Origin of the sequence: Pseudomonas thivervalensis, from assembly GCF_001269655.1 — a bacterium.
In the GTDB taxonomy this organism is placed as follows: domain Bacteria; phylum Pseudomonadota; class Gammaproteobacteria; order Pseudomonadales; family Pseudomonadaceae; genus Aquipseudomonas; species Aquipseudomonas thivervalensis.
In genome coordinates this window covers 92,590-106,245 of record NZ_LHVE01000020.1, presented here as the reverse complement: position 1 = coordinate 106,245, position 13,656 = coordinate 92,590, and the positions used below count along the sequence as shown (strand labels likewise).

The 13,656-nt window shown below is 62.2% G+C and carries 11 protein-coding genes; 2 read left to right on the top strand and 9 right to left on the bottom strand.

The features are described from left to right. Positions 1–195: 195 nt before the first annotated feature. The 8 genes from AD659_RS25455 to AD659_RS25420 all read right to left on the bottom strand — a co-directional run bounded on the left by AD659_RS25455 (position 196) and on the right by AD659_RS25420 (position 9,598). On the bottom strand, positions 196–825 hold the full coding sequence (locus AD659_RS25455) for a glutathione S-transferase (protein ID WP_053126015.1): 630 nt from the start codon (positions 823–825) through the stop codon (positions 196–198). 196 nt (positions 826–1,021) lie between these two features. Continuing rightward, entirely contained in the window at positions 1,022–1,201 is a 180-nt protein-coding gene (locus AD659_RS25450; protein ID WP_053126013.1) for a hypothetical protein, read from the bottom strand. Next, positions 1,198–2,328 carry a PepSY-associated TM helix domain-containing protein gene (locus AD659_RS25445; protein WP_053126012.1) on the bottom strand — a complete coding sequence of 377 codons (1,131 nt, stop codon included), beginning with the start codon at positions 2,326–2,328 and terminating at the stop codon, positions 1,198–1,200. Before AD659_RS25445 ends, AD659_RS25450 begins: the two co-directional genes overlap by 4 nt. A gap of 233 nt (positions 2,329–2,561) precedes the next feature. Then, positions 2,562–5,000, bottom strand: a complete 2,439-nt coding sequence (locus AD659_RS25440) for a TonB-dependent siderophore receptor (RefSeq protein ID WP_053126010.1) — start codon at positions 4,998–5,000, stop codon at positions 2,562–2,564. A gap of 252 nt (positions 5,001–5,252) precedes the next feature. After that, positions 5,253–6,227, bottom strand: coding sequence for a FecR domain-containing protein (locus AD659_RS25435; protein WP_053126009.1), 975 nt, complete (start codon positions 6,225–6,227; stop codon positions 5,253–5,255). Continuing rightward, the gene (locus AD659_RS25430) at positions 6,224–6,742 is read right to left on the bottom strand and encodes an RNA polymerase sigma factor (protein ID WP_053126008.1); all 519 of its coding nucleotides are present in this window, start codon (positions 6,740–6,742) and stop codon (positions 6,224–6,226) included. Before AD659_RS25430 ends, AD659_RS25435 begins: the two co-directional genes overlap by 4 nt. Before the next feature lie 217 nt (positions 6,743–6,959). Then, positions 6,960–7,667: a 3'-5' exonuclease gene (locus AD659_RS25425; RefSeq protein WP_053126006.1), complete on the bottom strand. Its 708-nt coding sequence runs from the start codon at positions 7,665–7,667 to the stop codon at positions 6,960–6,962. Further along, on the bottom strand, positions 7,664–9,598 hold the full coding sequence (locus AD659_RS25420) for a putative nucleotidyltransferase substrate binding domain-containing protein (RefSeq protein WP_331716634.1): 1,935 nt from the start codon (positions 9,596–9,598) through the stop codon (positions 7,664–7,666). The genes AD659_RS25425 and AD659_RS25420 overlap by 4 nt, the downstream gene beginning before the upstream one ends. 258 nt (positions 9,599–9,856) lie before the next feature. Here AD659_RS25420 and AD659_RS25415 point away from each other — a divergent pair, with 258 nt between their 5' ends. Beyond that, positions 9,857–10,303, top strand: a complete 447-nt coding sequence (locus tag AD659_RS25415) for a response regulator (RefSeq protein WP_053126003.1) — start codon at positions 9,857–9,859, stop codon at positions 10,301–10,303. 73 nt (positions 10,304–10,376) lie between these two features. Here the strand turns inward: AD659_RS25415 and AD659_RS25410 are convergent, their stop codons facing one another. Then, complete coding sequence (locus AD659_RS25410; protein ID WP_053126001.1) at positions 10,377–12,554, bottom strand: malate synthase G; 2,178 nt, start codon at positions 12,552–12,554, stop codon at positions 10,377–10,379. Positions 12,555–13,085: 531 nt separating this feature from the next. Between AD659_RS25410 and AD659_RS25405 the strand changes: the two genes are divergently transcribed. Next, positions 13,086–13,607: a glycine cleavage system transcriptional repressor gene (locus tag AD659_RS25405; RefSeq protein WP_053125999.1), complete on the top strand. Its 522-nt coding sequence runs from the start codon at positions 13,086–13,088 to the stop codon at positions 13,605–13,607. The last annotated feature ends 49 nt before the right edge of the window (positions 13,608–13,656 follow it).

Genomic DNA, 13,656 nt, shown 5'->3' with positions numbered 1-13,656 from the left:
CGGTCGCTGGGGTTGCGGGAGGACCAACGGGTGCGTGAAGTGTTGGTGATGCGCATTGCTGGGTTGTTTCCGCTGGATCCGGTGCGCAGCCATCGCGAGCAAGCTCGCTCCCACAAAGAACGCCACAGTCCCCTGTGGGAGCGAGCTTGCTCCGGGCGGCGTTCCGACGATGAGGCCGGATCGGTCAATGCAAATCTAGACCCTGGGCACCGTTTCGACCATCGAAGGCCGCAAGCTCACCTCGGCAAACCACGCCGCCAGTTGCGGATTGGCCTTGCGCCATTCCAGGTCCGGATGGCGCAGGTCCAGGTAGCCCAGGGCGCAGGCCACGCTGATGGAGGCCACGTCGAAATGGCTGGCCAGTTCGGCAATCGCGTCGGCTTCGAGCAGGCCCAGGGCACGGCGAATCTTGTCCCGTTGCGCCTCGAGCCACTCGTCCCAGTGTTTTTCCACAGGACGTAGCGCGGTTTCGTAGCGGATCATCACCGACGCGTCCATGATCCCATCGGCCAGGGAGGCCAGGGTCAAACGCCGCCAGCGGGCCGCGCCGTCCCGGGGGATCAACGGATTGCCGACGTGCTGGTGGTCGAGGTAGTCGAGGATGACGCGGCTGTCATGGATCACCGTCCCGTTGGCCAGGCGCAGGGCCGGGATCTTGCTCAATGGGTTGTCATCGATGAGCGCCCGGTCCGGCTTGACCGGGGTGAGCTGGCTGAGCTGCAACGCCACGCGGTCTTGCTGGCCGGTTTCGTGCAACAGCACCAGGACCTTGCGCACGAAGGGCGAGGCGGGGTTGTGGAACAGCGTCATGCTGGGGGTGGACATGCGGGATCCTCGATTGGGCGGGCAGGAGGCTTAGCCTAGACAGTTGCGGGGCGACTGGCGAGTGGCGGATTGAGCGGTGAATCCCAATGTGGGAGCGAGCTTGCTCGCGATGGCGGCGTGTCAGTCAACATCAATGCAACTGACCTTCCGCTATCGCGAGCAAGCTCGCTCCCACAAGGGGCGTGTCTGGCTGGCGTTATTTGCGTTTGATCAAGCCCCAAGTCCCCAGCAACGTCGGCACGCCCAAGCCCACCCAGCTCACCGCATCCCACGCGCCGTCCCCGAGCAATGCACTGAACAACCCCGCCGCGCTCAGCGCACCAATCATCACGGGAATACCAAACACCTTCCAGAAACTCGACTGCCGAGGCTTCACGAGGCGACCTCCGTGCCGACGGTTGCCCGCTTGGCCGCTTTACGCCGCACCAGCCACAGGTAGACGCCGCTGCCCAGGACGATGATGGTCAGGATATCGAGGGTCGCCCAGAAGATCTGCATCGGCCGGCCACCGTAGTCGCCGAAGTGCAGGGGCAGGGACAGGCTCATCATGTCCATGTACCACGGTCGTTCGGCGACGGCGGTGACGTCCAGGGTGGTGGCATCGATCAGCACAGGCGTGAGCAGGTGCGAGGTCAGGTGGGTGTCACCTTTCATGAAGACGCTGTAGTGGTGTTCACTGGAAAACAGCGTGCCGGGGAAGGCGATGAAGCTTGGCTCCATGCCCGGCGCGACGTCCTTGGCAATGTCCAGCAAGCGCGTGGCCGGAGCCAGTTGAGTCAGCGGTGGGGCGTTGCGGTAGGGTTCGACCATGGCGCTGAGGCTGTCGTTGCGCCACGCCGCGATCAGCAGGTCGGCGCACGCGGCGATGACGCCGGTGACGCCCACGGTCAGCGCCCAGACCAGCGTGACCACGCCGATCAGGTTGTGCAGGTCGAGCCAGCGCAGGCGCATGGACTTGTCCTGGCGCACCGTGGCGAACTTCAGGCGGCGCATGAATGGCAAGTACAGGACGACCCCGGAGACGATGGCCATCACGAACAGAAAACCCATGAACGCCAGCAGCAACTTGCCCGGCAACCCGGCGAACATGTCCACGTGCAGACGCAGCATGACCATCATGAAACCGCCATTGGCCGAGGGCATTTCCAAGGCCTCGCCGGTCCGCCCGTCGAGCATGAACGTGTGGGAGGAATTGGGTTCGGTACCCGGCGTCGGCGCCATGATAGTGATTACGCCGTTGGGCTCGTCCTCGTCCCAGCCAAAATACTGCACCACTTCACCCGGGCGATGGGCCTTGGCTTTCTCCACCAGTTGCTGCAGGTCCAGTGGCGGTGTGCCGGCCGGCATCTCCCGAAGCTCGGGGGCGTCGCCCAGCAGATGTTCGATTTCATGGTGGAAGATCAACGGCAGCCCGGTGATTGCCAGCATCAGCAGGAACACCGTGCAGATCAGGCTGGTCCAGGTGTGGATGAAGGACCAGCGGCGAATGGTTTTGCTTTTCATGATCGATCCGAATGCAAAAGGGCACCTGGGATAACACTGTTCACCTGGGGGACAGCCATTGTGGCGAGGGAGCCTGCTCCCGCTGGATTGCGCAGCGATCCCAAGCTTTTGGGGCTGCTACGCCCGAAGCGTCGGACCGGCCCAGCGGGAGCAAGCTCCCTCGCCACGGTTTTCCTTACATGAACAGCTTCGCCAATTGAGCACCCTCAAAAGGTTTTGCAAATGCTAACCGTTTACCATTTGTAATTCACGCTGGCGACGACATTACGTTGGTCGCCGTAGTAGCAGTAGAAGCCGTCGCAAGTGGACAGGTAGTCCTTGTTGAAGAGGTTCTTCGCGTCCACTGCCACGGTGACGCCCTTGAGGGTCTTGTTCAAACGACCCAAGTCGTAATGGGCCGAGGCGTCGTACACGGTATAGGACCCGACATGGCCCCAGTCGGTGTTGGTGGTGTTGCCGTAGGTGTCGCCGACATAACGCACACCGGCCCCGATACCAAAGCCATCCAGCGGGCCGTTGTGCCAGGTGTAGTCAGCCCACGCGGTGGCTTGATTGCGCGGCACCTGGGCCATGCGCTTGCCTTCTTCAGCCGCGGTGCCCTTGGTGATTTCGCTGTCGGTGTAGGTGTAGGAACCGACCAGCTTCAAGTTGTCGGTCACATTGCCCGAAGCTTCCAGTTCCAGGCCCCGCACCTGGACTTCACCCACTTGGCGGGTGACGTTGTTTTCGGTCACGGAGTTGTTTTTCTGGGTCAGGTCGAACACCGCGGCGGTCAGCAAGGTCTTGGTGCCGGGTGGCTGGTACTTGATACCGGCCTCGTACTGTTCGCCTTCGGTGGGCTTGAACGCTTCGGTGCTGTTGACGGTTGAACCCGCTGCCGCCTGGAACGACTGGGCGAAGGAAATGTACGGCGTCACACCGTTATCGAACACGTAGCTCAGTGCCGCGTTGCCGCTGAATTTCTTGTCGCGTTGGGTGTTGGTCGCGTCGTTCAGGTTGTGGAACACGGTGCCGGTGTGAATCCAGTCCTCACGACCGCCGAGGGTCAGGCGCCAGTTGTCCAGGGCGATCTGGTCCTGGACGTACAGGCCGGTCTGGTGGGTCTTCTGGTTGTAGTCATACATGGTGAAGTACTGGACGTTGGAGAAATCCTGTCCATAGGTCGGGTTGTGGATGTTGCTGGTCGGCACGCCGGTCGAACCCCAATCCCAGCGCGAATTGCTGTTGGAGCGCTGGTGATCCAGGCCCAGCAGCAGGGTGTGGCTGAGGGCGCCGGTCTGGAAGTCGGCCTGGAAGTTGTTGTCCACGGCGAACTGGCTGATGTCTTCGTTGATGACGCTGGCGCTGCGTTTGACGTTACCGTCGGCGTCCACCGATTGGTCGGGGCCGTCAGGCCAGAATTGGCCGCCTGCGGAGATGCCTTGGGTTTCCAGGTCGCTCTTGGTGTAGCGCAGGTTCTGGCGGAACTGCCAGGTGTCGTTCAGGCGATGTTCGAACGCATAGCCGAGGGCGTAGTAGGTACGGTCGTAGAATTCCCAATCCGGATCGCCGAGGTTCTTGTGGTGGGAAATCTTGCCCGCCGGCGAAGAGAGCTTGGTGCCTTGCAACGGCAGGAATTGCCCGGTGATGCCGGTGTCGTCGCGGGTGTACTGGGACAGTAAGGTCAGGCGCGTGTCGTCGTTGATGTTCCAGGTCAGGCTCGGCGCGAGGTTGTAGCGCTTGTCCGGGATGTGATCGACCTGGGCGTTGCTGTCACGCACGGTGCCGCTGACTCGATAGAGGAACTGGCCTTCGTCATCGACCTTGCCGGTGCTGTCGAAGTTGATCTGCTTGTGTTCGTAGCTGCCAGCCTGCAGTTCGACTTCATTGCTGCTTTCGGCCTGTGGGCGGCGGCTGACCATGTCCAGCATGCCGCCGGGTGGCGTCTGGCCGTAGACCGACGAGGCCGGGCCACGCAGCACGGCAATGCGCTCAAGGTTCCAGGGCTCGATTTTCGGCGTGATGTAGTTGCCCTTGGGCAGCGGCAGGCCATCGAGGAACTGGGTTGGCACGAACCCGCGCACCAGTAGCCAGTCATTGCGCGAATCCGAACCGTAGCCGCTGCTCTGCACGCCAGCGGTATAGCGCAGGGCGTCGTTGAGGTTGAGCACGGAACGGTCTTCCATCTGTTGGCGGGTGACCACGGAGACGGAGCGCGGCAGTTCGACGATTGGCGTATCGGTCTTGGTACCGGCGGCGGTGCGGGTGGCCGCGTAGCCCTCGGTCGGGCCCCACGCGGTTTCACTGAGACCGGCACCGATCACGCTGGTTTCCGGCAGGGCCATGACCCCTTCAGGCACGGCCACCAGGCTGTAGGTGCCAGCGCTGCTTTGTTGCAGTTGCAGGCCGGTGCCGCGCAGGGCCTCGCGTAATGCGCCGGTGGCGTCGAACTGGCCCTGGACCGGGGCCGAAGTCTTGCCCGAGGCCAGGGACGGATTCAGGCTCAGCGCGAGACCGGCCTGGCTGGCGATCTGGTTCAGTGTGTTGGCCAATGGCGCGGCGGGCAGGTTGTAGGCACGCACGCTGGTGGCCTGTTCGGCGGCCAGCAGCGGGGCGCTGGTCAACGGAGCGGCGAAGGCGATGGCAACGGCCAACAGGCTGGGGCGCAACAGGGTGTCTATCGGGCGGGACATACGGCGGCTCCTGAATGGAAATATTTCTCAATTGCCTGGGTGCCGGATGAAAATCGAAAAGTGATAGGGCTGGATGAAAATAATTTAGATTCGGTTTGCCGGTTGGCCTGGTTTCTTGTGGTGACGCAGATGGCCTCATCGCGAGCAGGCTCGCTCCCACATTCGATCTTCGATGATTCCCTATTGGGTGTGCGCCGCTGTTCCACTGTGGGAGCGAGCCTGCTCGCGAAGGCGTCATCACTGACGCAACATTCAGGGCTTGGCTTCAACCCGCGGCCCCACCACCACCCACCACCGGGTGTGATGCTCGACCTGCACCGGCAAGGTCGGCAGCAGGGCGGTCAGGGCCAGGTCGGTGTCGTGTAGCGGGAAACTGCCGGTGATGCGCAGGTCGGCCACTTGCGGCTCGACGCCCAGGTAGCCGCGCCGGTAACGCCCCAGCTCATGGACCAGGTCTTCGAGACGGGCGTTGTCCACCACCAGCATGCCGCGGGTCCAGGCATCGGCGCCGGGGCTCAGGGCGATGGTCGGCCCGAGGCCGTCGCGGCGCATCAGCACTTGTTGGCCTTCGCGCAGGATCTGTTCGATGTCCGTGGCTTGCGGATGCGCCGCCACGGCGGATTTCAATACGCTCAGGCGCGTGCCTTCGTCTTCGCGCTTGACCAGGAATCGTGTGCCCAGGGCGCGCAGGCTACCTTCGCGGGTCTCGACGATGAACGGACGCGGGTCGTCGTGGCCGGTTTCCACCAGGATCTCGCCTTCCTGCAGGACGATGAGGCGTTGCTTGTCATCGAAACGCACGTCCAGTGCGCTGTGGGTGTTGAGGTTGATCAGCGTACCGTCTGCCAGGCGCAGGGTGCGTTGTTCACCTGTCGCGGTGCGCTGGTCGGCCAGCCAGTAATCCAGCGGCAGGTAACGATCGCCGGCGAACAACGCCAGGCCGATGACCGCGACGACGCTGGCCAGGCCGCTTCCAACCTTGCGTATCCGGCGGCGAATGCTCACCCGCGATTGCAGCAAGGCCGCCCGCGCCGGCCCGTTGGCGACGCTGAAACGTTGGTCAAGCATGCCCAATTGACGCCAGGCCCGGGCATGCTCTTCATCGGCAGCGTGCCATTGGGCAAACGCTTCCCGCTCCTGGGGACTGCTCGAGTCCAGGGACAACTGCCAGGCAATGGCGGCATCCAGCACGCTGGCCGAGACCGGTTTGGCATGGGCCTGGCTCACGTCGGCTCTCCATACAGGGCGATGTAGCACTGGCGGATGCCCTGGGCCAGGTATTGCCGTACCCGCGGCACCGAAACGCCCAGGCGCTCGGCGATTTCTGCATGGCCGAGGCCGTCGAGGCGGTTATAGAGGAAGGCTGCGCGGGCCTTGCTCGACAGTTTGCCGAGCAGGCGATCGATGGCCTTGAGGTCTTCCAGGATGATCTGCTGTTCTTCCACCGAGGGCTGCTCGGCTTCGGGAATCAGCATCAGTTCGGTGAGATAAGCCTGCTCCAATGCCGCTCGACGGAAATAATCGAACAACAGGCCCTTGGCGATGGCCACCAGAAACGCCCGGGGTTCGCGGGGCGCCTTCAGCTCTTCGCGACCGAGCAAGCGCACAAAAGTGTCCTGGCTCAGGTCCTCGGCCCGGTGCGCACACGCCACGTTGCGGCGCAGCCATGCCAATAGCCAAGCGCGATGGTCACGGTACAACGCACCAACCAAATCACTGTGGGGACTGGGGACTGACGACACGGAGCATCACCGACGTTTTAAGTAACGAGAATTGTTCGCGATTGTGGCAGAGGCGGGGGCGGGAAAGCAATTGGCGCTGGTCGGGCAGTGGCGATGGTGCTGAATGAACCAGGTCCCCTGTGGGAGCGAGCCTGCTCGCGATGCGGTGTCGGATCAGGGTGATGCCATCGCGAGCAGGCTCGCTCCCACAAAAGCCTCGGCCTTATAAGTCTTCAGGTTAAAGCGAAGGCGCCTGCTGCCGTCGTTTCCACTGGCCCAGGCGTTGTTGCAGCTCAAGGGAGCTGTGGATCTGTTGCTGGCGGGCGCGGCTGAACAGGATCAGCGCCAGTTCAGCCGTGGCCAGGGCGTCGGCGCTGGCATTGTGGCGGTCGAAGACTTGCAGCTTGAACCAGTCGATCCACTCATCCAGGCCCGCCTTGCGCAGAGGGGCCTGGGGGCAAAGCATCGGGGCCAGGTCCGCGACGTCAAGGAACGAATGCTGCAGGCGATAGCCCAGGTAGTCTTTCAAGGCGCGCCCGAGCATGTGCGAATCGAACGGCGCGTGAAAGGCCAGCAGCGGGCTGTCGCCGACGAACTCCATGAACGCCAGCAGCGCCTCGGCCGGGTCGCTGCCGGCGGCAATGGTGCTGGGCGCCAGGCCATGGATCAAGACGCTGGGCCCGAGCTTTTGCTGATCGCACTGCAAGGTGCGTTCGAACTGTTGGCTGAAGTCGATGGCGCCGTCTTCAATGACCACCGCGCCGATGGACAGCACCTGGTCCTTGTTCAGGTTCAACCCGGTGGTTTCCAGATCGAGCACGACCCAGCGCTGTTCCCGCAGGTTGCCTTCACTCAATGGCGAGGGCACCGGCAGGCATTCCAGGCGCTGTTGCAGCGCGTCGGGCAACGTCGGCTGGGCCGGGCGCAGCCAGGAAAACAGGTTCACAGCTGATACCTCAGCGTCAGGCTGCTTTGCAGGCGTTGGGCCTGGCGCAGGGATTCACGCAGGATGCGCCGGTCCAGATGGTTGAGGCTGTCGGGGTCGACGCGGTTGGAGTAAGGCAGGTTCTCGCGGGTTTGCAGTTGGTGTTGCTGCATGCGGGTCTGCTGGATGAAGTGGTAGGCCTCCTCATAGGCCGCGCCGTCGAGCGGTTCGATCACCTCCTTGACGACCAATTGCCGCAAACGCTCCAAGGTGTTGTTGGCTTCGATGCCGTTGGCCAGGGCCAGCAGGCGGGCGCCGTCGACGAAGGGGGTCAGGCCCTGCACTTTCAAGTCCAGGGTCGCTTTTTCGCCATTCTTGCGGCTCAGCACGAAATCCCTGAAACGTCCCACGGGCGGGCGGTGACGTAGCGCGTTGTCGGCCATCATGCGCTGGAACAAGCGGTTGTCGGCCACCTGAGTGAGTATCTGCTGGCGCAACTGCTCGCAACCTTGCTCATCGCCCCAGACCACCCGCAGGTCGAAATAAATGCTCGAACCCAGCAGGTTTTCCGGCGTCGCTTCGCGAATGAATGCCGCGAAGCGCCGGGCCCATTCGGCGCGGGACAGGCACAGCTCGGGGTTGCCGGCCATGATGTTGCCCTTGCACAACGTGAAGCCGCACAGGGCCAGGCTCTGGTTGATCTGTTGGGCGATGGGCAGCAGCAGGCCACGGATCTGCGCGGCATGGGCGGCGTCCCGGGCTTCGAACAAAATGCCGTTGTCCTGGTCGGTGTGCAGGGTTTGCTCGCGCCGGCCTTCACTGCCGAAACACAGCCAACTGAACGGCACACCCGGGTCGCCCTTGTCGGCCAGGGTCAGTTCGATGACCCGGCAGACGGTGTGATCGTTGAGCAGAGTAATAATGTGGGTGATCTGAGTCGACGACGCGCCGTGGGCCAGCATGCGCTCCACCAGTTGGCCGATCTCGCCGCGCAGGGCCACGAGGTTTTCCACCCGAGGCGCGTTGCGGATGGTCCGGGCCAGGTGTACCAGGTCGACCCGCTGCAAGGAAAACAGATCGCGCTCCGAGACCACGCCACACAGGCGCTGGTCCTTGACCAGGCAGACGTGGGCGATGTGGCGCTCGGTCATGGCGATGGCCGCGTCGAAGGCGCTGTGGTCCGGCGAAAGGAAGAAGGGGGCCTGGGTCATGTGTCCTACGATGGCCTGGGAAAAATCCCCGGAACCATCGGCCACTACCTGACGCAGGTCGCGCAAGGTGAAAATCCCCACTGGCGCTTTTTGCTCATTCACTACCACGATGCTGCCGACCTGCTGCTCGTGCATCAGTTTCACGGCTTCGCGCAGCGGTGTGTCCGGGCTGCAACTGACCGGGTGGCGCATCGCCAATTCGCCCAGTCGTGTATTGAGCGAGTATTGGGTGCCCAGGTTTTGCGCCGATTTTTGCTGGACCTGTTGGTTGACCTGGTCGAGCAGACTGCTGACCCCGCGCAGGGCGAAATCGCGAAACGGGCCGGACAAGGCGAACAGCTTGATGAAGGCGAGTTTGTTCAGTTGCAGGCAGAACGTGTCTTCGCCGGCTCGGTGCTCGGTGCGCGTGGCCCGCTCGCCCAGCAGCGCGGCGAGGGGGAAACACTCGCCGGTGGTGATTTCGAAGGTGGTTTCGGTGCCACCCTTGGCCGAATGCGGGCGTTCGCCCACCACCCGGCCCTGCTTGACGATGTAGAAGTGTTCCACCGGGCCGTCGGCCGGCTTGATGATGGTGTCGCCCGGGGCGTAGAAACGCAGCAGGCATTGCTCCACCAGGTAGGCCAGGTGGGCGTTTTCCATTTGGTTGAACGGGGGAAAGCGCTGGAGAAACTGCAGCGTCCCCTGGATGTTTTGCAACACCGCGGTTTTCCCTGCCTGGATGAAGGCGTCCGCTTTTTTCATAACCATTACGCAGTCTTATTCGAATTGTTGTGGTCGGATCTGTTCTCCATGGTCGGCCCCTCAGCGCGGGGTGCCCATTGGACGTAAGTCTAGGTCGCAGCCTAAGGGCTGGCTTACAGAAAAGTCCTACGCTAGATGTCGGAAAAATCTTCATTGAATGTTCTTGGAAAAAAATCCGACGAAGTGCACATTGAAGCGCCGCGGAACGATGTCTGACCACTGTGCCAGGGGATCGATTTAAAGAACGTAGAGAGCACCATGTCCGACCACGATATTTTGAGTGATGCCGAGCGCGAGGCGCTGAGTGCCGTCATGCTGGAACCCGACCTGCCGCCGCAGCGCGTCCTGATCGTCGACGACGACAAGGACGCTCGTGAGCTGTTGTCGGAGATCCTGGCCTTGGACGGGATTCATTGCATGACCGCCGCCAGTGGGGAAACGGCGCTCAAGATGCTGGAAACCAAGCCGTCGATCGGCCTGCTGATCACCGACTTGCGCATGGGCAATGTCGATGGCCTGGAACTGGTGCGCCTGGTGCGCGAGTCCGAGCGGGCGGCGTTGCCAATCATCATTGTGTCGGGCGACGCCGATGTGAAGGACGCCATCGAAGCCATGCACCTGAGCGTGGTGGACTTTTTGCTCAAGCCGATCGATACCGAAAAATTGCTGGGGTTGGTCAAGCATGAGTTGGGGATGGATCTCTAGCTGTTAGGCATTGCACATGAAAAAGCCCTGATCTTTCGATCAGGGCTTTTTTGTGCCGCTGTCTACCGCTCAATCACAACCCATTGGCTGCCTTGAACTCGCGACGGCGACGGTGCAGCACCGGCTCGGTGTAGCCGTTCGGCTGCTGGGTGCCTTCGATCACCAGTTCGACCGCCGCCTGGAAGGCGATGTTGCTGTCGAAGTCCGGTGCCAGCGGACGGTACAGCGGGTCGCTGGCGTTCTGGCGGTCGACCACCGGCGCCATGCGCTTGAGGCTTTCCATCACCTGCTCTTGCGTGACGATGCCGTGGCGCAGCCAGTTGGCGATGTGCTGGCTGGAAATACGCAGCGTCGCACGGTCTTCCATCAGGCCGATGTCGTTGATGTCCGGCACCTTGGAGCAGCCGACGCCCTGGTCGATCCAGCGCACCACGTAGCCAAGGATGCCCTGGGCATTGTTGTCCAGTTCGTTCTTGATCTGCTCCGGTGTCCAGTTCGGGTTGACGGCCAGCGGGATGGTCAGGATGTCGTCCACCGACGCGCGGGCGCGCTTGGCCAGTTCGGCCTGGCGGGCGAACACGTCGACCTTGTGGTAATGCAGCGCGTGCAGGGCGGCGGCGGTTGGCGACGGAACCCACGCGGTGTTGGCGCCGGCCAGTGGATGAGCGATTTTCTGTTCGAGCATCGCCGCCATCAGGTCCGGCATCGCCCACATGCCCTTGCCGATTTGCGCGCGACCTTGCAGGCCGGTGCTCAAACCGATGTCGACGTTCCAGTTTTCATAGGCGCCGATCCACTTCTCGGCCTTCATGTCGGCCTTGCGCACCATCGGGCCGGCTTCCATGGAGGTGTGGATTTCATCGCCGGTACGGTCGAGGAAGCCCGTGTTGATGAACACCACGCGCTCGCTGGCGGCCTTGATGCAGGCCTTGAGGTTGACCGTGGTACGGCGCTCCTCGTCCATGATCCCGACCTTGAGGGTGTTGCGCGGCAGGTTCAGCACGTCTTCGACGCGACCAAACAGCTCGTTGGTGAACGCGGCTTCTTCCGGACCGTGCATCTTCGGCTTGACGATGTACACCGAACCGGTGCGGCTGTTGCGCCGCGAGGTGTTGCCGTTGAGGCTGTGGATCGACGCCAGGCTGGTGAGCAGGCCGTCAAGGATGCCTTCCGGCACTTCGTTGCCATCCTTGTCCAGGATCGCGTCGATGGTCATCAGGTGGCCGACGTTACGCACGAACAACAATGAGCGGCCATGCAAGGTCACGCTCGAACCGTCGACGGCGGTGTAGACACGGTCAGGGTTCATGGTCCGGGTAAACGTCTGGCCGGCCTTGGCGACTTCTTCCGACAGATCACCCTTCATCAACCCGAGCCAGTTGCGGTAGATGACCACTTTGTCATCGGCATCGACGGCGGCGACCGAGTCTTCGCAGTCCATGATGGTGGTCAGTGCCGCTTCCATCAGGATGTCTTTGACGCCGGCGGCGTCGGTCTGGCCGACCGGGGTGCTGGCATCGATCTGGATTTCGAAGTGCAGGCCGTTGTGTTTCAGCAGTAACGCGGTCGGTGCTGAGGCATCGCCCTGGAAGCCGATCAACTGGGCATCGTTGCGCAGGCCACTGTTGCTGCCGCCCTTGAGGGTGACCACCAGTTTGCCGTCGACGATTTTGTACGCGGTGGAATCGACATGGGAACCGGCCGCCAGGGGCGCCGCTTCGTCGAGGAAAGCACGGGCGAAGGCGATGACCTTGTCGCCGCGTACCTTGTTGTAGCCTTTGCCTTTTTCCGCGCCATCGGCCTCGCTGATGGCATCGGTGCCGTACAGCGCGTCATACAGCGAACCCCAGCGGGCGTTCGAGGCGTTGAGGGCGAAGCGGGCGTTCATCACCGGCACCACCAGTTGCGGGCCGGCCATGCGGGCGATTTCGTCATCGACGTTTTGGGTCGTGGCCTGGAAATCCGCCGCTTCTGGCAGCAGGTATCCAATGTCTTGCAGGAAGGCTTTGTAAGCCACGGCGTCGTGGGCCTGGCCGGCACGGGCCTGGTGCCAGGCATCGATCCGCGCCTGGAAATCATCGCGTTTGGCGAGTAGGGCTTTGTTCTTCGGCGCAAGGTCGTGGATGACCTTGTCGGCACCGGCCCAGAACGCGTCGGCGGTGAGGCCGGTTCCGGGAATGGCTTCGTTATTCACGAAGTCGAACAGGACTTTGGCGACCTGCAGGCCACCGACTTGAACGTGTTCAGTCATTGCTTGCCTCACTCTGCTCAGCTATTTCGCTTTTCAGCTCTTCGATTTTGACAATGAAGCCTCGGGACATTTAAACCACAAACCCCGGAACCAGTACATGCCATCGCTGGCGGCTGGGTATTCAAGCCTTGCTGACGGGGCTTTTCAGGGATGCGACTGGCCTTAAGCAGACATCGGTACAACAGGGTTATCGCGATTATGTAGTGCGCGCTGCGGAATACTACATGATCAATTGCGGTTGTGAAAATTAGACTAATTGCGTCGTTCCGCGACCGACTAAAGTGTTACGGTCACGTCGGGGCACGGGATGTTCTCAAAAAACAGATAGATTGTTCCAGATAATTTTAGCGTTCGTACACAAAATACCGTGGCGAGGGAGCTTGCTCCCGCTTCAGTGCGCAGCACTGATCCAACCATTCTGGGACCGCTGCGCGGTCCAGCGGGAGCAAGCTCCCTCGCCACGAAAGCGCGACCGTGTTGATTTTCTGCCTTGCCTATACTGTTCCTTCCATCAACAAGAGGACTGCGCCCATGGACCACCTCGTCATCACTGTTTTCGCCCCGGACAAGCCCGGGCAGGTCGAGCGCATCGCCGATTGCATTGCCGCGCATGGCGGTAACTGGCTGGAAAGCCGCATGGCGCACCTGGCCGGGCAGTTTGCTGGGATCGTGCGTTTCAGCGCCCCGGCCGAGGCCCATGAAGAAGTGATCGAAGCCTTGCAAGGGCTGTCGGCCCATGGCATCCGCGTGCTGATCGCTGAAAGCGCCGTTGAAGAGTCCTGCACCTGGAAACCCATCACCATGGCGCTGGTGGGCAATGATCGTCCGGGCATCGTGCGGGACATCACCCGGTTGTTGAGCGAGCAGGGCGTCAATGTCGAGCGCCTGGTGACCCATGTCGGGCCGGCACCGATGAGCAGCGAGCTGCTGTTTCATGCCGAGGCGCTCCTGGGCGTGCCCTTGACCCTGTCGCTGGAGACCTTGCAGGAACACCTGGAAACCTTGGCCGATGAGTTGATGGTGGAGCTCAAGCTCAGCGACGAGGCGCAATAAAGGTTATCCAAGGAAAAACTGCGCCTGCCTGTGGATAACCTGTAGAGAC